Genomic DNA, 22836 nt, shown 5'->3' with positions numbered 1-22836 from the left:
TTAAAATGAAAATATCCCTCACAAAATTGCGAGACAGCTTATGCCTTTATCCATAGACGAACAATTATTGCCGCACCGCAATGCCATCGACAGCATCGATGCGGAAATCCTCCGTTTGCTCAACGAGCGCGCCGGTCATGCGCATGCTATCGGCGAATTGAAAGGGACAGGCGCGGTGTACCGTCCTGAGCGGGAAGTGGCCGTTTTGCGTCGGATTCAGGATTTGAACCACGGCCCTTTGCCTGATGAATCGGTTACTCGGCTGTTTCGCGAGATTATGAGCGAGTGTTTGGCGGTAGAACGTCCGCTGACGATTGCCTATTTGGGCCCGATGGGAACATTCACCCAACAAGCCGCCATCAAACATTTCGGCCACGCCGCACACACCATGGCGTGTACCACCATCGACAACTGCTTCAAACAAGTTGAAACGCGCCAAGCCGATTATTTGGTGGCACCGGTAGAAAATTCGACCGAAGGCTCGGTGGGGCGCACTTTGGACTTGTTAGCAGTAACTGCATTGAAAGCCTGCGGCGAAGTGGTTGTCCGTATTCATCATAATCTGCTGCGTAAAGACAGCCACGAAATCGGCGGCATTACCAAAGTTTTTGCCCATGCCCAAGCCTTGGCGCAATGCAACGACTGGCTCGGCCGCAACCTGCCCAATGCCGAGCGTATCGCCGTAGCCAGCAATGCCGAAGCAGCGCGTTTGGTTGCCGAATCTGACAGCCCGAATGTGGCCGCCATTGCCGGACGTATTGCCGCGGAAATTTATCAGTTGAGTTTTGCTGCCGAGTGTATCGAAGACGAACCAAACAACACCACGCGCTTCTTGGTGATGGGCCATCAAGAAACCGGCCGCAGCGGCAACGACAAAACCTCTTTGGTCGTATCTGCGCCCAACCGTGCCGGTGCCGTTACTTCTTTGTTGCAACCCTTCACCGAGTTGGGCATTTCCATGACCAAATTTGAAAGTCGCCCAAGCAAATCGGTTTTGTGGGAATACCTGTTCTTCATCGACATCGAAGGCCATCAAAGCGATGAAAATGTCCAAAAAGCCTTGCAGCTTTTGGGCGAACGCGCTTCCTTCGTGAAAGTTATCGGCTCTTATCCGACCGTTGTTTTGTAAGGATTATTGGGCATCAAATGCCGTCTGAAAAGTTTTCAGACGGCCTAAATTATGTTCTCAATAGTTGCCATTTATGCAACATTATTGGCAGATTGATGTCAGTAAGTTTGCATGATTGGAAATGAACCCTCTATAATCCGAGCGTTTTTAATATTTTCATGCGAAGAAAGGAGCAAGCCATGACATGCAATACTTCAATCCGCTCAATCACATTCTTTGCAGCCCAAGCGTCGGTCTGACTTTCGGATAACGCTTTTCGCATTCCATGTCGCCCGCTTCGGGCTGCTTTCCCTACGATTATCGGCTAGAAACCAGGCCGTCTGAATATTTCGCAGACGGTGGATACCTATTGTCATCTGTTGACGGTTTCTATCCGTTTTAAAGAAAGCATAAACACATGGGCAATTACCCCCATCATATTCAAATTATTGCCGATTCAAATACATGGATTGAAGGCAACGCTGTCGCACAGCTTGAAACCACCGCCCGATTACCGCATATGTTGCGCGTTGCCGGAATGCCGGATTTACACGCAGGGCGCGGTTATCCTGTAGGCGCGGCATTTTTCAGTGACCGTCATTTTTATCCTGCCCTGATTGGGAACGACATCGGTTGCGGTATGGCGTTTTGGCAGATCAATTTGCGCGCAGCCAAACTCAAACCGGCCAAACTCGCCAAACAGCTGGGCAATATCGATACGCCGTTGGATAAAGACAAACAGGTCGATTTATTAGGCGACGCTATCAATATGCGCCAATTTTCAGACGGCCTTGCCGTGGGTACGATTGGCGGCGGCAACCATTTTGCCGAGTTGCAAACCGTTGATACCGTTTATCGCGCCGATCTGCTTCCGCCCGATTTCGATGAAAACCATCTGCAACTATTAGTGCATAGCGGTTCGCGTGGATTGGGTCAGCAGATTTTGCAACGCCATATTGCCGCCTTTGGGCATCAAGGTTTGGCGGAAAAGGGCGAAGCGGCGGCAGCCTATCTTGCCGAACACCAAGCAGCCCTGGAATTTGCCAGCCTTAACCGCCGTTTGATTGTAGCCAGAATGCTCAACCGTTGGCGCGCAGAAGGAACATGCCTGCTCGATGTCCATCATAATTTTTTGGAACAAACCGAGATTGACGGCACGACCGGTTGGCTGCATCGAAAAGGCGCAACGCCCACCGATAAAGGCTTGGTCATGATACCCGGCTCGCGCGGCGATTACAGCTATCTGGTCCAACCTGCAGAAGACTGCCAAATTTCATTGAATACCTTGGCTCACGGCGCAGGTCGGAAATGGCAGCGCGGCGAATGCAAAGGCAGGCTGTCGCACAAATATACTGCCGACAGCCTGCGCCAGACCGAATTTGGCAGCGTAGTCGTTTGTCAGGATAAGGCACTGATTTTTGAAGAAGCACCGCAGGCTTATAAAAGCATCGACAGCGTTATTACTGCCATGAAAAACGCTGGTTTGATTGAATTGGTCGCGCGGTTCAAGCCTGTTTTGACTTATAAAACCGGCGGCGAGTGTGGAGCGTAAAGATGAAACAGAATACACCAGCGATTTATCTACAAATTTCCACCGCGCAAGGGCCGGCGGAGTGCCGTATATTTGCCCGTTTCGTTTTGGGCAAGCTGCTTGCCGAAGCTCAAGCAAAAGGCATTGATGCCGAACTTGTTACTGAAACCGCCGATAAGCACGGCATTTTGTCGGCAATGCTCAAATTGGAAGGGCAGAAAGCCGAAAGTTTGGCACAAGCTTGGCAGGGGACGCTCCAATGGATATGCCCCAGCCTTGTCCGCCCGAAACATCCGCGCAAAAATTGGTATATAGGCGTTTTCCGCTTGCCCGATATGCCGCAGACGTATGAAATGCCGTTTGAAAACGGAATCGAGTTTCAAACCTGCCGTTCGGGCGGCAAGGGTGGGCAACACGTCAATAAAACCGAAAGCGCCGTCCGCGCCACCCATAAAGAAAGCGGCATTTCCGTGCGGGTCGAGAGCGAACGCAGCCAGCATGCCAATAAAAAATTGGCGGTAATGTTATTGGCGCAAAAACTGGCGGAGCATCATGCCGGACAAGCTGGAAGTTTTGCGCAGGAGCAGCACGCGCAACTCTATCAAGTTGAGCGCGGCAATCCGAAAAGGACGTTTGTCGGAGCTATTTTTAAGGAGAAGTAATTTGCCTGCCGGATAAACAGGCATAGTGAAAACATAAACCAAAGGCCGTCTGAAAACTTTCAGACGGCCTTATATCGTTTTATCGATTAGCGTTCGCTCAACGCTTGTTTCATACGCGTAATTGGTTTGATCAGGTATTGGAAGATGGTTTTTTCGCCGGTTTTGATGTCCACCGTTGCAACCATGCCCGGAATAATCGGCATAGGTTTGCCGTTTTTGTCTTTCAGGGAGTTGTTTTCGGTTTGGACGAGAACACGGTAATAGACTTGGTTAGGGTCGAGTTTCAGGTCGTTGGCACGGTTTTGCATGGAGTTGCTGACGGTATCGGCGCCGACGAGGGTAACCTTGCCTTCCAAACCGCCGTAGATGGAGTAGTCGTAGGCGCTGACTTTAACCAATGCAGGTTGGCCTGCGCGGATAAAGGCGATGTCTTGCGGGCGGATATAGGCTTCGACCAGCAGTTTGTCGTCAACCGGGACGATTTGCATGATGTCTTCGCCTGCGTTCACAACGCCGCCGATGGTGGTGACTTTTATGCCTTTGACGATGCCGCGCATAGGCGCGCGGATTTGCGAGCGTTCAACCGGGTCGGCACGCATGGCAACGTTTTCTTTGGATTGCGCCAGCTCGGATTCGGCTTGCAAGAGTTCGTTGTTGGCATCGGCTTTGTAGCGGTTGCGGCGTTCGGAGATTTGGGTGGCCAAGTCTGCGGAATCGCGGCGCATTCTTAAAAGTTCGACTTCGGAAACCACGCCTTCGGCAACCATAGGCGCAGTAATGGCGATTTCGCGGTCAAGCGCGGCCTTGCTTTGGGAGAGGCCGCTGACGGCGTCGGTCATGGCTTGACGGCGTGCTTTGTAGGCGGCGATTTCGCGACGGCGGAGTTCAGGGCCCACGCTGTCAGGGAAGGAGAGCTTGGTGCCGTAGGCCTCAGCTTTAAGGCGGGCAACAGTGGCTTCGAGGTTTTCGACTTTGGCTTCGCTTTCACGCAAAACGGCGGAGCTACGTGTGTCGTCGAGTTTCATCAGAATTTGATCTTTCTCGACCATGTCGCCTTCTTTAACCATGATTTCGGTTACGATGCCGGGGTCGAGGCTTTGGATTACTTGCTCACGGCTGCTGGGAATGATATTGCCGTTGCCACGGGTCACTTCCTCGACAGGGCTGTTGTATGCCCAAACGACGAAGACGACCAGGAAAAGGAAGAATAGGATGATGACCCAAAATTGACCGCTGTGTTTTTCTTTTTGAAGGGCGGCATTGAGGTCGTTGATGAGGTGTAGGTCTTTGGATTTGACGTTGTTTTCGCGGCTCATAATCGTGTATCTTTATTGTGTTTGGTGGATTGTAACCATTAGGGCAGGCCGTCTGAAAGAGTAAGTAGGTTTCAGACGGCCTTTTGCTTTATTGTGCTGCCGATTGAGGGGCTACGGCAGCTTGTTGTTGCTGCTGTTTGACTGCAGCAGCTTGTTGCTGTTGTTGTTTGACGTTGGCTGCTTTGGCCTGTTCGTTTTGCATGAGTTTTTGCAATACCAGATCACGCGGGCCGTCCATCACGACTTTACCATTGTCCATCACAATGATGCGGTTGACGATTTGTAGCACTTGCGGACGGTGGGTCACCAAAAGCATGGTACGGTTGCGGCCCCATTGGGCAATGGCATTGAGCGCCATACGCTCAGTAGCTTGGTCCAGGCTGGTGGTCGGCTCGTCCAGCAAGACGACTTTCGGATTGCGCAAGGTCATGCGTGCCAGGGCGATGATTTGTTTTTGACCGCCGGACAAGCCCAAACCGTCTTCACCCAGAGGCATATCCAAACCGCGCGGATGGTTGCGGATGATTTTGTCGAGGCCGAAGCGGTTGAGCGCAGTCAGTAAGTCTTGGTCGGTAGAGTAGCTGCCGGTACGTGCCAAGTCCATGTTTTCGCGCAATGTGCCGAGGAACAGGCGTGGCGATTGGCTTAACAGCAGAACTTGATCGCGCAGGAAGTTGGGATCAAGCTGGCGCATATCGACGCCGTCAAGGGTAACATTGCCTTTTTCAGTGTCGTACAGACCGCTGGCCAGTTTGAGCATGGTGCTTTTACCGCTGCCGATGCGGCCCAAAATACCGACTTTTTCGCCCGGTTTGATGGTCAGGCGCAAATCTTCGACGGCGCTGTTGTTGTCGGCTTGATATTTGAACGATACGTTTTCAAAGGTAATGTTGCCTTGAACGTTATCTAAAGTAATGTATTTGCGTTCCGGATTACGCTCGATAGGGCGGGTAACGATATCGTTGACGCCTTTGAGGGCAAGTTTGGCCTGTTGGAAGCGGGTAGCCAAACCGGCAATTTGTGCCAATGGTGCCAAAGCGCGGCCGGACAGAATCACGGAGGCAATCAATGCACCCATGGTGATGCGTTCCGCATGGTTGTCGGCATGAATCAAATAGGTACCGACAACGACCAAAAAGACGGTATTGAGCTGCTGCATGGCAACGGCAAAGTTGACCATGAAGTTGCTGGTGTCTTTGACTTTGATGGAAGAAGCGGAAGTTTTGGCGGTGTATTCGTCCCAGCGTTGTTGCGCCCAAGATGTGGCGTTGTTGGTTTTCAGGGTTTCGATGCCTTCGATGGCTTCAACGGCAAGGCCGGAACGTTGCGAACCTTCTTTCATCGATTCGTTGATGTGGCGAGAGAGCGGGCGTTGTACGACAAAACCGACAATCACGACAATCGGAATGATGGTCAGGGGAACGAGTGCCAGTTTGCCGCCGACCATGGAAATTACAAAGATAAACAGCAACAGGAAAGGCAAGTCGACAATAGTCAACAAGCTGGCACTGGTCATAAACTCGCGTACGGCTTCAAATTCGCGCAAATTACTGGCGTATGAACCGGAAGAAGCTGGACGGTCTGCCAGACGCAATGCCATCACTCGGCGGAACAGGGCGGAGCTGATGATCAGGTCGGCTTTTTTGCCGGCAATATCGGTCAAATGACCACGAATCATCTTGGCGGCAAATTCAAACAAAATTGCCAAGACCACGCCGATGCTCAAAACCCACAAGGTTTCATAGGCTTGGTTGGGAATCACGCGGTCGTACACGTTCATCACATACAGGGAGCTGACGAGTGCAAGGAAGTTGATGATGATGGTGGCCAAAATGACTTGGTAGTAGTAGCTGCGGAAACGCCAAATGACTTTCCAAAACCATGCTTTAGGCAGATGGTATTCAGGCAACTCCGAGCGCATATCGGTCGCCATTTTGGGTTTGATAAACCAGCAGTAACCCAAATACAGGCCGGAGAGCTGCTCATGGCTGAGTTCCTGTTCCAAACCGTCAACCTGGCGGATATGGTATTTGCGCTCTTGGCCGGAGCCTTCGATTTGGGTGATGACCGCAGCCTCTTCGTTGTGCAGGATAATCATAACCGGCACGGCGAGTGAGGGGATGTCTTCCAGATTGCGTTTGGATAAGGTGTTTTCAAAGCCGTGGCTGCGCAGGACTTCGACCAGCGAGTGATAGTTGACCTTGAGATTTTTGTCGCGCACGACTTCGGCGGACAAAGCGGCTTCGGATACGGGTGCACCTAAAAGGCGGGTCACTAAAACGATGTGTTCAATGATGGCTTTCATATTTTTTCGCGTAATGTTTTTGGTTTAACCGGCGGATATGGCTTTATTTTTGTGCCAAACCGACCCAAGCGGAGATTTTGGCCTGGGTATTTAAATAGTCGAGCGCCGCATCGCGGAAATCGTTGCGGGCGGCAACATAATCCTGCTCGATGGAGGATAACTCGCTGTATGCGCTCAAAACGTCGGTCAGCGTACGTCGGGCGATTTTAAACTGCAATTCGTACACCTTGATGACTTCTTTTTGGGCGGCGATGTGTTGCGCCGTCAGCGCGGTACGCTGTTCGCTTTCCTGCATATCGATGGCGGAAGTTTGCACACGCTCGTTCATATCGCGCAGGATTTGTTCGGACTTGGCTTCTGCGGCAATCAATGATTTGGCATTGCGTTCTACATTGTGGCGTGCGGCAATATCCAACACATTCCATGCAACGTTTAAATAAAGCTGTCTGGTGTTGCGCGTTGCACTGCCTTCCAAATTGAGGGCAGGCAGGCGTTCGGCTTTGGAAGCGTCCAAATCGGCACGGACGCTGTCGCGCTCGGCTAATTGCGCCTGATAGGACGGATTGTTGTTGCGGTTGGGGTTGTTGAAGCGTTCGCTGATGGATTTCGCCGTGTCGTTTTTAAACGGATCTTCCAAATCGTTGGCAGTCAGCTGGCGAGAGGTATAGCGGGACAGGCGGCTCAGGGCCAAATCCATGGTGCGGCGCTGTTGGGCAATAATGTTGGCTACTTGCAGTTGGCGCGCGCGCGCTTCAATCAGCTCGGAACGGCGGCCGGCATCATATTTGACGATGGTATCCAAGTCTTTTAAGAGCTTGTTGTGGCGCGCCAAAGTCTGCTCGTTGAGGATCAGGGTTTCTTTTGCACGCAATGCGCTCAGATAGAGGCGGCCGATATCGCTGCCCAGCTGCTCTTGGCTTTCGGTGTATTTGTGTTGATAGTATTCTTCGCGGCTGCGGTCGCGGCGGACGGCGGCTTCAATCGCCCCCCATGAGTAGATGTTCACGCTGCCGCGCACGCCGATACCGTCTTCCATATCGTTGCTGTTGTATTTATTATGTTGCGCCAGCACTTTTGTACCGGTCAGGGTCACGACAGGATAATGGCGCGCACGCGTGGCTTTGGTCGTGCTTTGCGCTGCTTCTTGAGTGGCTTTGGCTTCACGCACAATCGGGTCGCTGATTAAAGCGTCCCTGAGGATGTCTTGCAGGCTGTATGCAGAGGCCGTCTGAAAGGGCAACAGACAGCAGGCGACGGCAACAGCCGATGACAATAAACGGGGCTTTGTGGGGGAAGAATAAATATGCGACATGATTTTTAACCAAATGATTTATATATTATCGTTGTCCGTATCGGGTATCGCCTGAGGCATGACCAGGCGAATTTTGAACGAGAACACATACATTTACAAAGCATAAAGCATTTTTGCCAGCTTTTCACAATATTCTGATAAAAGGTCGAGATACATGCCTTAAAGTATATTATTGCAGAGCGCGACTATCGTATCTAATAATTTTAATGTAAAAAATCTATCAAAAAGGCCGTCTGAAAGGATTTCAGACGGCCTTTTTCAACCTTAATCCTTGCGTTGCAATACAGCGGCAAAGAAGCCGTCGGTTTGGTGTTCTCCAGAGTTGAGGCGCAGGTATTTTCCGGTATCCAAATCAATCTTCAGGCTTTGCAGCAGTTCGGCGCAGTTGACGAGTTCAAATTCGGGATGTTCGGACAGGAAACGTTCGACTTGCAACTCGTTTTCTTCCGGTAACACGCTGCAGGTGGCATACACCAAGCGGCCTTGCGGTTTCACCAGTTTGGAGGCGGCATCGAGGATGCTGTGTTGCTGTTCCAAAAGGTTGGCCACGGTCTCGGCGGATTGGCGGTATTTAAGGTCGGGATTGCGGCGTAAAGTACCCAAACCGGAGCAGGGCGCGTCCACCAACACGCGGTCGGCTTTGCCTGCCAGTCGGGCGATACGGGTATCGTGTTCGCTGCTGATGCGTTCGGGGTGGATGTTGGTCAGTCCGGCGCGGGTCATGCGCGGTTTGAGGTTGGCAAGGCGTTTTTCGGCGATGTCGAAGGCGTAGATTCTGCCTTTATTGGCCATTTGCGCGCCGACAGCCAAGGTTTTACCGCCGGCGCCGGCACAGAAATCGACAATGATTTCGCCGCGTTTTGCGCCCACCAATAAGGCAAGCAGCTGGCTGCCTTCGTCTTGGACTTCCAGCGTGCCGTCTAAAAACAATTCGTGTTTGTTAAGCGCGATTTTGTTTTTCAGGCGGATACCCCAAGGCGAATAAGGGGTTGCCTCTGCATCGGCACTTTCGGCTTGCAACAATGGCAGCACTTTATCGCGTTTGCTTTTCAGGGTATTGACGCGGATGTCGAGTGGGGCAGGTTGGTTGATGCTGCGGCCGAAGGCGAGGATTTCTTCTTCGCTCCAATGCTGTTGCAGCTGTTCTACCAGCCATTGCGGCAATTCTGCGGCGGTATTCAGGCCGTCTGAAAACTCGGTTTTACGGGCTTTCAAATTGCCGAGGAACTCTGTTTCTTCTTCATCAAGCAGGTCTTTGATTTGGCTGATGTTGGTGCTTCTGCCGAGAACCAGTGCGGCGAGTGCGGCTTTGCGCGGCTGCGCGTGCGGACGGCGCAGGGCAGTGCTGATTTTTTGATAGTGGCGCAGCGCGGCAAAGGCGGTTTCGGCGATTTCGTGGCGGTCTTGGCGGCCGAGCTTTTTGTGTTCGCGGAAATAGGCGGACAAAACGGCATCGGAAGGCTGTTTGAAAGTCAGCATTTCAGCCAAAACTTTGGCGGTATGGTCGAGTTGTGCGGCGTTCATAATGTAATGGGTTCTCTTAAAGTTGGTAAATGGTTTCAGACGGCCTTCATGATGCGTTCGATTTCGTGCCAAAAGCCGTCCGGCCGTAATTCCAAAACGGCAATCAAGCCTTGTTCGATACGTCGGATTTCGGTTTCGTTCAATGTTTCGGTTTCGGCAACACGCGCAGGTGCGAGATAGGCCATACGGTCGAGCAGATGGTAGCGTGCTTCTTGGCGTTTAAACCCGTATTCCGCCCAATCTTGAATATAGACGCCGCGCCAGCCGTATGGATTAAGCGGCGGCTCAAAAGCATGGAAACCGTGTGGAAAAAATCCGATGCCGCGCACGATGGAAGCAGGAAGCGGATTTTCCGGCAGGTCTTGTGCGGTTAAGGTCGCTTTGCCTTGCGGCGTATGCAGCAGCTGGGATTGCTGCACCAGTTTGGCGGCTTTGTCCGTCAGCGTGTCTTTAGGATTGAGGCCGCGCAGGTTTTGAACTTGGTCTCCGCCGTAGTATTTGCATGCCAGCTCGATATGGTAGGGCTGTTGGTTGAGGGAAACGACAAAATCTGCAGACCCAAAAGTTTGGCCGTCTGAAAAAACGGGCAGGTTGTAGGCGTGCAGTTTGGCATGCGGCGCGTTGGTAAACCAAAAAGCCAGCAGCTCTTCTGCATAAATGCCGAGACGGTGGCCGAATGGGGCGCGTTGGGCGAGATGTTTCTTCAGCGGAGCGGGATCGGCGTCCAATGCCAAAAGGTAGCGGAAACCGTGTTTCCCCAATAGTTCGCGCACGCTCAATTCGCAACCGCTTTGCCACAAAGGCGGCGCAGTCAGCAGCGAGGCGAGGTCGCGGACGGGTTGGCTGGTGAGTTTCCACCATAATGCGTCTAGGGCGTAATTCATGTTTATCCGAATATCAGTCATGCCGTCTGAAAGGCTGGAAATGTTTTCAGACGGCCTTAATCAGTCTTTTTTATGGATACGGTGGCTGACGGTATTAAAAAAACCGCGCAGGATATCGATGTCTTCGGTTTGCGTGTTGGCGCGTCCGAACAGGCTCTGCATACGGCGCATCAGGCGCTCGCCGTTGCGGCGGTTGAAAAAGCCGATGTCGTTCATCACGCTTTCCATGTGGGCGACCATGCCTTTGATTTGCTCGTGGGTCGCGGCGTGGTCTTCCTGTTGCAGGTGGATCATGGGCGAATCGGTTTGGCTGAAGATTTCATAACACACGACCTGCACGGCTTGGGCGAGGTTGAGCGAGAAATAGTCGGGATTGCCGTTGATGGTCATTAGTCGGTTACAGGCTTGGACTTCTTCGATGCTCAAGCCGAAAGTCTCGTTGCCGAAAACCAGCGCCACTTTCTCGCCGCGGTTGGCGGCCTGCAGTAATTCGGGCACCAAATCGCGCGGGGTTTGCAGCGGCGCGGTGATTTCGCGGCGGCGGCTGGTCAGGGCGCAGGCGATGGTGGTGTCGGCAAGGGCTTCGTCCAAAGAAGCGGCAATGGTGGCATTTTCCAAAACGTCTGCCGCGCCGGAAGCAAGGATGAAGCTTTCTTCCGGTAATTTAAACGATTGCGGATGCTCCGGATCGAACACGGGCGGATTTTCCGTCATCGGCGTTGCCATCAGATTGGGGGCGACGATGGTTAGTTTGTGCAGGCCCATTGTTTTCATGGCGCGCGCGGCGGAGCCGATATTGGCGGGATGGCTGGTGCGCGTGAGGATGATGCGGATGTTGTCCAGATAAGCGGGCAGGGCGGGTTTTTCGGAAGTCATGTTTTGTTTTCTGTTTGTACGGGAATCAGGTATAATGCGCCATCTTTTTGTTTTCAGACGGCCTTTTTCCATGCCGTCTGAAATGTTCTTTAACAGCATCGGAAACGATTAACAGCCTCTTGTGTGCCTTGTTCGGCGCATTAGGGCGTATTTTACCTGAATTAGGAAGAAAACCATGAATCCGTTTTTAAATACCGCTTTTAAAGCCGCCCGTAAAGCAGGGCAAATGATGATTCGCGCCGCCGGCAATCTGGATGCCGTCAAAGTAGACAGCAAAGCATTCAACGACTTCGTTTCCGATGTTGACCGCAGCTCCGAAATGATTTTGGTGGAAGCGCTTAAAGAAGCCTATCCGCATCACAAAATCACTTGCGAAGAAGGCGGCTCCCACGGTAAAGCCACCGCCGAGTACGAATGGATTATCGACCCGCTCGACGGCACAACCAACTTCCTCCACGGCCATCCTCAATACGCCATCTCTATGGCACTCCTGCACAAAGGCGTGTTGCAAGAAGCTTTGGTGTACGCACCTGAGCGCAACGACGTATACATGGCATCCCGCGGCAAAGGCGCGTTGCTCAACGACCGCCGCATCCGCGTTTCCAACCGCATCGAATTGAACCGCTGCCTGATCGGTACCGGCTTCCCTGTTGTCGATCAAAGCATGATGGACAAGTATCTGGCGATTTTGAAAGATTTCTTGGCAAAAACCGCCGGCGGCCGTCGTGAAGGCGCGGCTTCTTTGGACTTGTGTGCCGTTGCGGCCGGCCGTTTAGACGGTTTCTTCGAGTTTAACCTTAAACCTTGGGATATTGCCGCCGGTGCATTGATTGTCCAAGAAGCAGGTGGCATCGTTACCGATATGTCCGGTAATGAAGGCTGGTTGGAAAGCGGCGACATCGTTGCGGCCAATCCTAAAGTATTGGCGCAAATGCTGAAAATTATTTCTGATCACCAATAAGCGTTTGTAGGGAACGGTCTGTATTTATCGTAGCGGGCTAGAGTTTCAATAATCGGAAAAAGGCCGTCTGAAACCTGAAATAGGGTTTTAGACGGCCTTTTGTTTTGTTGTTAACGGATTCGAATAAAGGCTGAAAATACAGCTTTTAAAGGAAGCGTTTTTTTAATTTTGTCTGTATTTTCTATTGCTACGCAGTTATGATGTAGATACATTTGGCTGAAATAATGCTGCATGCAATCATAAAAATAGAAAGCAGAGGAGAATAATGAAACGAAATTTTGAAGCAGTAAAACGCATTGTCATTAAGATTGGAACCAGTTCCTTGGTGTTGCCAAACGGCAAAATCAATTTGGCAAAAATCGACCAACTGGCCTTTGTCATTTCTAGCCTGGTCAGTAAGGGCAAAGAAATTGTGCTGGTGTCTTCCGGCGCGATGGGCTTTGGGCTGAATGTCCTCAATATGGAAAAACGTCCGGTGGAAATGGCGCAGCAGCAGGCTGTTTCCAGTGTTGGCCAAGTGGCCATGATGAGCCTTTATTCGCAGATTTTTTCCCATTATCGGATGACGGTATCGCAAATCCTGCTGACGCGTGATGTGGTTGAATATCCGGAAAGTTTGGCAAACGTTACCAATGCTTTTGAATCCCTGCTTTCCATCAGCGTTATCCCCATTGTCAATGAGAACGATGCGGTCAGCGTGGACGAGATGGACCATGCGACCAAGTTTGGCGACAACGACCGTTTGTCAGCAGTTGTGGCGAAAATCGTTAAAGCCGATTTGCTGATTATGTTGTCCGATATTGACGGTTTGTTTGATAAAAATCCGGCTGTTCACGCCGATGCCAAACTGCGCAGCCATGTGGCCGATATTACCGAAGAAATTATTGCTTCTGCCGGCGGCTCGGGCAGTAAGTTTGGTACGGGCGGCATGCTCAGTAAAATTAAGAGCGCGCAGATGATGTTTGAACATCATGGCCAGATGGTGTTGATGAACAGCGCCAATCCGCGCGATATCCTTCAGGTTTTAGATGGCGCGCCTATCGGAACGTGGTTTGCACAAGAGAAATAGGGAGGTTTTATGAGCTATATCGAACAGTTGGGCAAGAATGCTCAAAAAGCCAGTAAAACGTTAATCAGCTTGGGAAGCGTGGAAAAAAACAATCTGCTGCGTCAGGTTGCGGCGGCTTTGGTTGAACAGGCTGAAATGATTTTGGCGGAAAATGCCCGCGATTTGGCCGCTGCAAAAGAAAACGGCATTTCGGACATTATGCTCGACAGGCTGCGCTTGAATCACGAACGCATCAAAGGCATTGCGGAAGGCGTTGGGCAGGTTGCCGATTTGCAGGACCCGATTGGGCAGGTTGTCCGCGGCTATACCAATTTGGACGGTTTGAAGATTGTTCAAAAACGCGTGCCTTTGGGCGTGGTCGCCATGATTTTTGAAAGCCGCCCCAATGTTTCGGTCGATGCGTTTTCTCTGGCTTTTAAAACCGGCAATGCCATTATTTTGCGCGGCGGTCGCGATGCCATCCATTCCAATACCGCATTGATTGCCGTCATCAGGCAGACTTTGGTAAAAGCGGGAATGGATGCCGATGTGGTGCAGCTGGTTGAAGATACCAGTCATGCCGCCGCCGAGGAATTGATGCAGGCAGTCGATTATATTGATGTGCTGATTCCGCGCGGCGGCGCGCGCTTGATTCAGACGGTAAAAGAGAAATCGAAAGTTCCCGTCATTGAAACAGGGGTCGGTAATTGCCATATTTATGTGGATGACAGTGCCGATTTGGAGATGGCGGTCGATATCGTCGTGAATGCGAAAACGCAACGTCCGAGCGTGTGCAATGCCGCTGAATCTTTGGTTGTCCACGAAAAGATAGCGGAAGCGTTTTTGCCCAAACTGGAAGAAGCCGTTGCCAAAGTGCATCCGGTCGAATTTAGAGCCGATCAGGAAGCATTGCGTATGTTTAAAAATGCTGTTTTGGCAACCGAGGAAGATTACAGTACCGAGTTTCTTGACTATATTATGTCGGTCAAGACAGTGAAATCGGTGGAAGAAGCCGTCGATTGGATTAACGACCACACGACGCATCACTCGGAAGCGATTGTAACCCAAAGCATTGCCCATGCCGAGTTTTTCCAAGAAAGCATTGATGCGGCGGCGGTTTATGTCAATGCGTCCACTCGGTTTACCGACGGCTTTGTTTTCGGATTGGGCGCGGAAATCGGTATTTCCACCCAAAAAATGCACGCCCGCGGCCCGATGGGTTTGGAAGCGTTGACTTCGACCAAATTTTATATCAACGGCAACGGTCAGATCCGATGTTGAGAAACACCTCCTCAACTCCATCAATTTGCGTATAATGGCGGGAAATTTGATTTTCCCCGAACAACCGATTTAGTAAAAGGAACACACATGTCCTCTATCCACGATCAAATCAAAGAAGTCGTAACCACCCACCGCGTCGTATTGTTCATGAAAGGCACGAAGCAGTTCCCACAATGCGGCTTCTCTTCCCGTGCCGTACAAATCCTGAATGCGGCAGGTTGCACCGACTATGTGACTGTCAACGTATTGGAAAACGATGCCGTACGCCAAGGCATTAAAGAATACAGCGACTGGCCGACTATTCCTCAACTGTACGTTAACGGCGAATTTGTCGGCGGTTCTGACATTTTGATGGAAATGTACGAAGCCGGCGAATTGCAAGAATTGCTGAAAGCTTAATCATCTACAATATTCCGTAATGTAAAATTGTTGACAAAGGCCGTCTGAAACCCTGATTCAGACGGCCTTTCGCACGAAACATACCCTTTCCGCCATTCGTGAAAAAAAGTATAATTCATTCCGTCAACGAAACTCGGAAATACAGAAAATGAACGTTACCGTCATCAATCATCCCCTCGTCCGCCACAAACTGACTTTGATGCGCGAGGCAGAATGCAGCACTTATAAATTCCGCACGCTCACTACCGAGCTGGCACGCCTGATGGCATACGAAGCCAGCCGCGACTTTGAAACCGAAAAATACATCATCGACGGTTGGTGTGGCTCTATCGAAGGCGACCGTATCAAAGGCAAAACCTTGACCGTTGTCCCTATTTTGCGTGCCGGTTTGGGTATGCTCGACGGCGTACTCGACCTGATTCCTACCGCTAAAATCAGCGTTGTCGGCTTGCAGCGTGATGAAGAAACGCTGAAACCGGTTTCTTACTTTGAAAAATTCGTTGACAGCATGGCCGAGCGTCCTGCCCTGATTATCGATCCGATGTTGGCGACCGGCGGCTCTATGGTTGCGACCATCGACTTGCTGAAAGCCAAAGGTTGCAGCAATATCAAAGCATTGGTATTGGTTGCCGCTCCGGAAGGCGTGAAAGCCGTCAATGACGCGCATCCTGATGTAACCATCTACACTGCCGCGCTCGACAGCCACTTGAACGAACACGGCTACATCATCCCAGGCTTGGGCGATGCCGGCGATAAGATTTTCGGTACACGTTAATTGAAATGTTTAAGGCCGTCTGAAAAGTGTCAAACATCAACTTTCAGACGGCCTTATTATATGGTTTGCTTTAAAACCCACATCAGAAAGGACAATCATGAGCTTCCAAGATAATCTGGCCACCATGCCTGCCATCGACCATTTGAGCGGCTTGGATATTCTCGATAAAGAGGGCAATGTGGTTCATCACATTCCCAATGCGCCCGGCAAACAAGGCTCGCTCAAGCTTTACCATGCTTTGGCGCAAGAGTTTGACGGCAAGCTGGACGCAGCGGCGGCAGAACGCGGCTTGGTATGGTTTGCCGAACATGTTGCCGATGCCGAAGCCAATCCGGGTAAGCATCCGAATATTGATTTGCTGTTTAAAGTGAAGGCTGACAATATCAGCCTGACTTTGAAACCATTGGTTGCTTAATAAATACAAAAAAAGGCCATCTGAAAATAATTTCAGACGGCCTTTTTATATGCTTAAAACCTTAAGCGATAGAAGCTTCAATGAATGCAGTCAGTTGACCTTTAGCCAATGCGCCGACTTTGGTTGCAACGTTTTCGCCGTTTTTGAACACCATCAGGGTAGGGATGCCGCGAACGCCAAATTTGGCAGGAGTGGCTTCATTGTCGTCGATGTTGATTTTAACGACTTTCAGACGGCCTTGGAATTCGGAGGCGATGTCGTCCAAGATTGGGGCAATCATTTTGCAAGGGCCGCACCATGGTGCCCAGAAGTCCAGCAATACAGGTACGTCGGATTTCAAAACGTCTTGTTCGAAGCTGGCATCGCTGGCGTGGATAATCAATTCGCTGCTCATGTTGTTTCCTTTTAAATCGGGATTAATAAATATGTTGTTCAGGATAGTGGCAGACAGGGAAAATTTCAAGTGCCGCCGCCCAGTAATAGTTTTTTTGAAATGTGCCTATCGTAATCCTTAAAGATTCAGACGGCCTCTTGAACCATGTGGCCGGAGTGTGCAATCAAATGGCGCGTATAGTCGCTGCTTGGATTGGCAAACACGTTTTCGCATTCGCCTTCCTCAACGACTTTGCCGTCTTTCAACACCATCACGCGGTGGGAAATGGCGCGGATGACGGCGAGGTCGTGGCTGATGATGATGAAGGCGAGGCCGTATTCTTTTTGCAGGCTGCTGAGCAATTCAAGGATTTGTTGTTGCCATTGGACATCAAGCGCGCTGGTTGGTTCATCCAATACGAGGATTTTTGGGCGGACAATGATGGCGCGGGCGATGGCGAGGCGTTGGCGCTGGCCGCCGGAGAATGCGTGCGGATAGCGTTCAAGTGCGTCTTCGGGCAGACCGACTTGTTTGAGGACTTCCTCGACGCGGCGGCGCATTTCTTCGCGCGGCATTTCAGGTTCGTGTACGCGCAAGGCTTCGGAAACGGTATCAAAGACATTCATGCGTGGATTGAATGCGCCGAACGGGTCTTGGAACACCATTTGGATTTCGCGGCGCAATTCGTGTCGCCATGGCTCGCCGTTGATGTTCAGGCTGCCTTCGGAATCGATAAGGTGCATAACGGCTTTCGCCAGCGTGGTTTTGCCGCAGCCACTTTCGCCGATGATGCCCAATGTTTCCCCCGATTTGAGATCGAAAGAAACGGGGTTGAGAATGGTTTTGTCGCGTTTTTTGAACCAGCCGTCTGATTCTTTGACGGAGAAGGCGATTTGTTCGGCCTTAAGGACGGTGGCAGGGTTTTCAGGCAATGGGGCCACTCGGCGCGTTGTGCCGGCGTTGAGCAGCATTTTGGTGTATTCGTGCTGCGGATTGGCAAAGACTTCGGTTGCTTTGCCGGTTTCGAGGATACGGCCGTCACGCATAACGGCGACATCGTCGGCAAAACGGCGCACAAGGTTTAAGTCGTGCGTAATGTAGAGCATGGTCATGCCGTGTTCTTCCTGCAGGCGTGAGAGCAGGTCGAGGATTTGGGCTTGAACGGCAACGTCCAAAGCGGTGGTCGGTTCGTCGGCAATCAGGAGCTTGGGCTGGACTGATACGGCCATGGCAATCATGGCGCGTTGGCGTTGGCCGCCGGAAAGTTGGAAAGGATAGGCCTGGGCTTTTTGCTCGGGCTGGTGGATGCCGGTTTCGTCCAGGAGTTCGATAGCGCGCGCCCATGCCTGTTTTTTATCCAAACCCAAATGCAGGGACAGGACTTCGGCAATTTGTTCGCCGACACGCATGACGGGGTTGAGGGCGGTCATGGGTTCTTGAAACACCATGCCGATTTCGCGGCCGCGCAGTTTTTGCAGGGCGCGTTCGGGCTGGGTCAGCAGATCGGTTCCGCAATATTTCAGACTGCCTTCAAAGGTAACCATCGGATTGAGGCGCATAATGCCTTGCGACAATACGGTTTTGCCGCTGCCACTCTCGCCGACCAATGCCAGCTTGCGGCCGGGTTGCAAGGTCAGGTTAATATCGTGCAGGACTTGCTTGCTCGGAAAGGAGCCGTTTAGGTTTTCGATTTCGAGTATAGGTGTCGTCATGGTCGTGGCCGTCTGAAAAGTTTGTTGATGACAGGTTTTCAGACGGCCTGCATGAATCAAGAGGCCGTCTGAAACAGCGGTTTAGTCTTGAAACTGTTCTTTGAGTTTGCGTTTTAATACTTTGCCGGTGGCATTGCGCGGCAGCTCGTCTTGGAAGATGACTTGTTTGGGGATTTTAAAGTTTGCCAACAGGCCGCGCAGGTGGCTGCGGACTTCGGCTTCTTCCAGTTTCATGCCTTCTTTTAGTTGGATAAAGGCAATGATTTCTTCATCGGCGTATTGGTCTTTCACGCCGATTACGGCGGCGGCTTCCACGGCTTCGAGTTTGTAAATGGCTTCTTCGATTTCGCGCGGATAGACGTTTTGGCCTTTGGAGATAATCAGGTCTTTTTTACGGTCGACGATGAAGATAAAGCCGTCTTCGTCTATGGTGACGAAGTCACCGGTTTTCAGCCAACCGTTGACAATGGTTTCATCTGTGGCGTCAGGCATATTGAGGTAGCCCTGCATCACCGAGCCGCCTTTGATGATGAGTTCGCCCACTTCGCCGCGCGGCACTTCGATCAATTCGTCATCGACGGCTTTCACGGTCAAGCCGGGCAGGGCGACGCCGACGCTGGCGGTTTTTTGGCGTTCGGGCGTATTGACGGCCACAACGGGCGAGCATTCGCTCAAGCCGTAGCCTTCCAGCAATTTGGCACGCGGGAATTTAGCTTTAAAGTCGTCAATGGTTTGTTCGGCCAGAGGCGCGCCGCCGCTGATAAACAGGCGGACGCGGTTGAACCATCTGAAATACCAAGGGATTTTGGCTTTGCTCATGGCGGTGTAAATAGCCGGTACGCCGAGGAAAATGGTGGCGCGTTTGAGCAAAACCTGTTTCAACACGTTGGAGAACGGGAAGACGGATTTGACCAAAATAATCGAGCAGGCTTGATATATCGGCAGCAAAACCATGGCGGTCAGCGTAAAGCTGTGGAACATGGGCAAGAAGACGACGAAGCGGTCTTTTTGCGAAATTTGGAAAATTTGCTCGATACCCGAAAGGTTGGAAAACAGGTTGCTGTAACTGATTAATGCGCCTTTGGGGTGGCCGGTTGTGCCGGAGGTGTAGATAATGTGCGCCAAATCGTCGGCTGACGGCTGACGGCTCAGATTCGGCTTGCCGGGGAATGTACGCGCGGCATCGAAATAGCTGTCATCGCCACTGGCGGCTTTGGTTTCGCCAATCCAGATGATTTTATTGACTTTGGTTTTGGCTTTGATGTTTTTGAGTTCTTTGGCCAACGGCGCGGAGGCAAACATAAAGCGTGCGCCGCAGTCATTGAGGATGTAGGAAAATTCTTCGCTTTTCAAAAAGACGTTGAGTGGGACGGCTACCGCGCCGATGGAAGTAATGGCGAAATAGGCGGCAATAAATTCGGGAGAGTTGGAAACAACAAGGGCGACCCTGTCGCCATATTGTACGCCTTGGTGTTGCAGATAGGCGGCGACGGTTTCTACTTCGCGTTTGAGGGAGGAATAGCTGATTTTTTCTTTGTCGTTGAAAATGACCGTGCCGTTACCGTTTTTTTGGCAGGCTGCAGTCAGCATAGCGTAAAAATTAGGGTGGGTGTGCATTTCGGAGTTTGTGTCCATATTGTGTCGATTGATGTACGGTTTCGATGAACCGTTTATTTCGAAGGATAGGTTTTACATCCTATCGGTAAAATAAGCAAGAGGCCGTCTGAAAATACTTTCAGACGGCCTTGAGTTTTGCTGGGCTTAGGAAAGCAATATTTTGAATTTAAACTTATTTATTGTGTTGATGGGAATATTCCCATTCTTCAAAAGTCTGGCCGTTTGGAAGATAGCGCAAGCCTATTGCGTTTCTGTCTCGGGTTATTTCGAGTTTACCGTTGAGTTTGACGTAGAACCTGAATGCCGGGTAGGCAGAGCCGATAGTAGAGGCTTTAGACCTAGCCGTTGTTCAGACGGCTATCGGGTACTTTGTTAAACAGGCGATAGAAATTGTCGCTGGTGTTTTGTGCCAATGTTTCCAAACTTTCGCCGCGCAGATTGGCTAAGAACTCGGCTGTATAGCGGACGTAGGACGGCTCGTTTTGTTTGCCGCGTTTAGGAACCGGCGCGAGGAAGGGCGCATCGGTTTCTACCAAGATTCTATCGGCAGGGACGTATTTGGCGGCTTCCTGAATCAGCGGCGCGTTTTTAAACGTCACAATGCCGGAGAAGGAGATGTACATGCCTAAATCCAAAGCGGCTTTGGCAAAGGCGACGTCTTCAGAGAAGCAGTGAATCACGCCGGAGTTGGTGTGGCATTCTTTCAAAATCCGCAACGTGTCTTCGGCCGCATCGCGCGTGTGGACGATAACGGGCAGGTCGCTTTCGTTGGCGGCTTGGATATGGTCGGCAAAGCGTTGATGTTGCCATGACAAATCGCCTTTGCACCAGTAATAGTCCAAACCGGTTTCGCCGATACCGACGATTTTCGGATGTTTGGCCGCTTCTACCATTTCGGTAATGGTAAATTCTTCAGCTTCTTGGCTGTCGGGATGTATGCCGATGGTGCAGTAGATGTGGTCGTGTGCCTGAGCAATGTCGAAGACTTCGGCAAAACTTTGTTTGCTGACGCTGATGGCAAGCGCCTGTTTGACGCTTTGCGCTTCCATATTGGCAAAGACTTCGGGCAGGCGGTCTTTTAAGCCGTCAAAGTTAAGATGGCAATGTGAATCGATTAAATACATGGTATTACAGGGTAAAAGTAGTGCGGTCGCTGCGCAGGCGAGGGCCAAGCTCGGCTTCGATTAGGTTTTTTGCCTGCAGGCAGCTTTCGTGTTCGGAGAATGCAAGGCCTACGCCTTTGGGACGGTGGGCTGAAGTGCGCGCCGGATTGATCCAAACGACTTTGGTTGGTAGGAAACGTTTGGGATAGTCGGCGATTTCTACGGCCAAGAGGATGTCTTCGCCTAGGGAGAATACGTCATCGGTCGGTACGAACAGGCCGCCGTGTTCTAAAAACGGCATATAGCAGTTGTACAACAGATTGGGGTCTTTGAGTTGCAAAGCCAACATCTTCGCCGGAATGTCTTTTTTATTCATCATTTATTACCTGTTAGGGTTTGTTTTGCCAAAAATCCAAATATTCAATAAGCAGATACTCAAGCTGCATTTTAACACTCAAGGTATGGTATCCGTAAGGGTTGAGCGCGTTCAGACGGCCCAATAGGGCAAACAGCTTGCGTGAATCGGTTTTAGAGGCCGTCTGAAGCAGGGCTTGGACATGGTGCGGATAATAAAGCGGCGCCATGTTTTGTTGTGCCAAGCCGACATCCATCAACCACTTTTGCAGCCAGTCGATGAAAACGGCCAGCGGTTGTTTTTGTTTGTCGAACGCGGCGGCGTAGTCGAGTATGGCCAACAGGCGCGGGGCAGCCAGCAGCATCAGCAACTCTTCGCGCAGTGCGTCCAATTCGGGAGTCGGCGTGAATAAAGGCGCGCCGCTGTGGAATGCCAACAAGGCTTCGGCATTTTCCACGCCCTGTTGGCGCAGGTATGCCGCAGCCTGCTCATGGGTAGGCGAGGGCAGCACCATCTGGCGGCAACGGCTTTTGATGGTGGGCAGGAGTTTGTCGCGCGCATGGGTAACGAGCAGGAAAACGACGTGTTGCGGCGGCTCTTCCAAAGCTTTCAACAAACCGTTTGCCGCCTGTGTGTTCATACTTTCCGCCGGATGCACTAATACCATGCGCAGTCCGCCGCGGACAGCGGTCAGGTAAATGTTTTCCACAATATCGCGCACGGCATCGATTTTGATTTGCAGGAGTTTGCGTCCTGTTGCCTCGCCTTCGGGAATTTCCGGCGTGAGTTCGTAAAAGTCGGGATGCGTGTTTTGGCTGAACAAATGGCACGAAGCGCACTCGCCGCATGGCTCATGACCGGACTTGGGCGATTCGCACAGCAATGCCTGCGCGACAAAGCGGGCAAACTCGGTTTTGCCGGTATTTTCTTTGCCGGTAAACAGCCAGGCGTTGGGACGGTTTTGCCAATGGGCGGCGAGCTGTTGCCATTGGGTTTCATGCCATGGATAAATCATATCGTTTGGGAACTATAAGGTAGGTGGTTATTATACTCTCAGGCCGTCTGAAAAGGTTTCAGACGGCCTTTAATAAACTGCCTAAAAATTAATCAAATATATTTTTACTTTGAAATATCAATCATTAAGCTTACTTATTCACAGCCTTTACACACGCTTGTTTGGGGAAAATGTGCATTTTGTTTGGCGGTAAAGTGGTGCTTAAAATTTAGGCAGGTGTGTTTTTTAATGTTAAATCAGACAGTAATCTGATTTATGCACAAG

General features: G+C 51.2%; 21 protein-coding genes. 9 read left to right on the top strand and 12 right to left on the bottom strand.

Going from position 1 to position 22836, the window contains the following annotated elements; all coding sequences use genetic code 11:
• Nucleotides 1–40 precede the first annotated feature (40 nt).
• The 3 genes from pheA (at nucleotide 41) to prfH (ending at nucleotide 3301) form a co-directional block, all read left to right on the top strand.
• The gene (gene pheA / locus ACTHS8_RS01680) at nucleotides 41–1129 is read left to right on the top strand and encodes a prephenate dehydratase (RefSeq protein ID WP_440372792.1); all 1089 of its coding nucleotides are present in this window, start codon (nucleotides 41–43) and stop codon (nucleotides 1127–1129) included.
• Between the two features lie 397 nt (nucleotides 1130–1526).
• Nucleotides 1527–2660: an RNA ligase RtcB family protein gene (locus tag ACTHS8_RS01675; RefSeq protein ID WP_440372791.1), complete on the top strand. Its 1134-nt coding sequence runs from the start codon at nucleotides 1527–1529 to the stop codon at nucleotides 2658–2660.
• Nucleotides 2661–2662: 2 nt separating this feature from the next.
• Complete coding sequence (prfH, locus tag ACTHS8_RS01670) at nucleotides 2663–3301, top strand: peptide chain release factor H (RefSeq protein ID WP_440372790.1); 639 nt, start codon at nucleotides 2663–2665, stop codon at nucleotides 3299–3301.
• Between the two features lie 86 nt (nucleotides 3302–3387).
• Here prfH and ACTHS8_RS01665 read toward each other — a convergent pair whose 3' ends face one another.
• The 6 genes from ACTHS8_RS01665 to ACTHS8_RS01640 all read right to left on the bottom strand — a co-directional run bounded on the left by ACTHS8_RS01665 (nucleotide 3388) and on the right by ACTHS8_RS01640 (nucleotide 11518).
• Nucleotides 3388–4617, bottom strand: coding sequence for an HlyD family type I secretion periplasmic adaptor subunit (locus ACTHS8_RS01665; protein WP_070607767.1), 1230 nt, complete (start codon nucleotides 4615–4617; stop codon nucleotides 3388–3390).
• An 88-nt stretch (nucleotides 4618–4705) separates the two neighbouring features.
• Complete coding sequence (locus ACTHS8_RS01660; RefSeq protein ID WP_440372789.1) at nucleotides 4706–6922, bottom strand: type I secretion system permease/ATPase; 2217 nt, start codon at nucleotides 6920–6922, stop codon at nucleotides 4706–4708.
• 43 nt (nucleotides 6923–6965) lie between these two features.
• Entirely contained in the window at nucleotides 6966–8234 is a 1269-nt protein-coding gene (locus ACTHS8_RS01655) for a TolC family protein (protein ID WP_440372788.1), read from the bottom strand.
• A 264-nt stretch (nucleotides 8235–8498) separates the two neighbouring features.
• The gene (locus ACTHS8_RS01650; RefSeq protein WP_440372849.1) at nucleotides 8499–9758 is read right to left on the bottom strand and encodes an RsmB/NOP family class I SAM-dependent RNA methyltransferase; all 1260 of its coding nucleotides are present in this window, start codon (nucleotides 9756–9758) and stop codon (nucleotides 8499–8501) included.
• A 35-nt stretch (nucleotides 9759–9793) separates the two neighbouring features.
• Complete coding sequence (locus ACTHS8_RS01645; RefSeq protein WP_440372787.1) at nucleotides 9794–10642, bottom strand: DUF1853 family protein; 849 nt, start codon at nucleotides 10640–10642, stop codon at nucleotides 9794–9796.
• A gap of 60 nt (nucleotides 10643–10702) precedes the next feature.
• Nucleotides 10703–11518 (bottom strand): RNA methyltransferase, encoded by an 816-nt coding sequence (locus ACTHS8_RS01640; protein WP_440372786.1) that lies wholly within the window; start codon nucleotides 11516–11518, stop codon nucleotides 10703–10705.
• Nucleotides 11519–11693: 175 nt separating this feature from the next.
• On the opposite strand from ACTHS8_RS01640, the gene ACTHS8_RS01635 reads away from it, so the two are divergent.
• From ACTHS8_RS01635 to ACTHS8_RS01610, 6 genes are all read left to right on the top strand, one after another.
• Nucleotides 11694–12479 carry an inositol monophosphatase family protein gene (locus ACTHS8_RS01635; protein WP_049344131.1) on the top strand — a complete coding sequence of 262 codons (786 nt, stop codon included), beginning with the start codon at nucleotides 11694–11696 and terminating at the stop codon, nucleotides 12477–12479.
• A 265-nt stretch (nucleotides 12480–12744) separates the two neighbouring features.
• On the top strand, nucleotides 12745–13548 hold the full coding sequence (proB, locus tag ACTHS8_RS01630; protein WP_440372785.1) for a glutamate 5-kinase: 804 nt from the start codon (nucleotides 12745–12747) through the stop codon (nucleotides 13546–13548).
• A gap of 9 nt (nucleotides 13549–13557) precedes the next feature.
• Nucleotides 13558–14808, top strand: a complete 1251-nt coding sequence (locus tag ACTHS8_RS01625) for a glutamate-5-semialdehyde dehydrogenase (protein WP_440372784.1) — start codon at nucleotides 13558–13560, stop codon at nucleotides 14806–14808.
• 87 nt (nucleotides 14809–14895) lie between these two features.
• Entirely contained in the window at nucleotides 14896–15207 is a 312-nt protein-coding gene (gene grxD, locus ACTHS8_RS01620) for a Grx4 family monothiol glutaredoxin (protein ID WP_003681608.1), read from the top strand.
• 148 nt (nucleotides 15208–15355) lie between these two features.
• The gene (upp, locus tag ACTHS8_RS01615) at nucleotides 15356–15982 is read left to right on the top strand and encodes a uracil phosphoribosyltransferase (protein WP_039864255.1); all 627 of its coding nucleotides are present in this window, start codon (nucleotides 15356–15358) and stop codon (nucleotides 15980–15982) included.
• A 97-nt stretch (nucleotides 15983–16079) separates the two neighbouring features.
• Nucleotides 16080–16397, top strand: coding sequence for a DUF2322 family protein (locus tag ACTHS8_RS01610; RefSeq protein ID WP_440372783.1), 318 nt, complete (start codon nucleotides 16080–16082; stop codon nucleotides 16395–16397).
• A gap of 61 nt (nucleotides 16398–16458) precedes the next feature.
• On the opposite strand, the gene trxA is transcribed toward ACTHS8_RS01610, so the two are convergent.
• The 6 genes from trxA to ACTHS8_RS01580 form a co-directional block, all read right to left on the bottom strand.
• Nucleotides 16459–16791 carry a thioredoxin TrxA gene (gene trxA / locus ACTHS8_RS01605; protein WP_440372782.1) on the bottom strand — a complete coding sequence of 111 codons (333 nt, stop codon included), beginning with the start codon at nucleotides 16789–16791 and terminating at the stop codon, nucleotides 16459–16461.
• A gap of 125 nt (nucleotides 16792–16916) precedes the next feature.
• Nucleotides 16917–18482 (bottom strand): ABC transporter ATP-binding protein, encoded by a 1566-nt coding sequence (locus tag ACTHS8_RS01600; protein ID WP_440372781.1) that lies wholly within the window; start codon nucleotides 18480–18482, stop codon nucleotides 16917–16919.
• Nucleotides 18483–18563: 81 nt separating this feature from the next.
• On the bottom strand, nucleotides 18564–20117 hold the full coding sequence (locus ACTHS8_RS01595) for a fatty acid--CoA ligase (RefSeq protein WP_440372780.1): 1554 nt from the start codon (nucleotides 20115–20117) through the stop codon (nucleotides 18564–18566).
• Between the two features lie 320 nt (nucleotides 20118–20437).
• Nucleotides 20438–21223 (bottom strand): TatD family hydrolase, encoded by a 786-nt coding sequence (locus tag ACTHS8_RS01590; RefSeq protein WP_440372779.1) that lies wholly within the window; start codon nucleotides 21221–21223, stop codon nucleotides 20438–20440.
• Between the two features lie 4 nt (nucleotides 21224–21227).
• The gene (locus ACTHS8_RS01585) at nucleotides 21228–21581 is read right to left on the bottom strand and encodes a PilZ domain-containing protein (protein ID WP_003682949.1); all 354 of its coding nucleotides are present in this window, start codon (nucleotides 21579–21581) and stop codon (nucleotides 21228–21230) included.
• Nucleotides 21582–21591: 10 nt separating this feature from the next.
• Nucleotides 21592–22572 (bottom strand): DNA polymerase III subunit delta', encoded by a 981-nt coding sequence (locus ACTHS8_RS01580; protein WP_440372778.1) that lies wholly within the window; start codon nucleotides 22570–22572, stop codon nucleotides 21592–21594.
• Nucleotides 22573–22836: the final 264 nt, after the last annotated feature.

The sequence above is a fragment of the Neisseria sp. P0016.S008 genome (genome assembly GCF_051957775.1).
In the GTDB taxonomy this organism is placed as follows: domain Bacteria; phylum Pseudomonadota; class Gammaproteobacteria; order Burkholderiales; family Neisseriaceae; genus Neisseria; species Neisseria flavescens_B.
The sequence above is the reverse complement of the archived record's forward strand: the minus strand, read 5'-3'. Positions and strand labels throughout refer to the sequence as shown.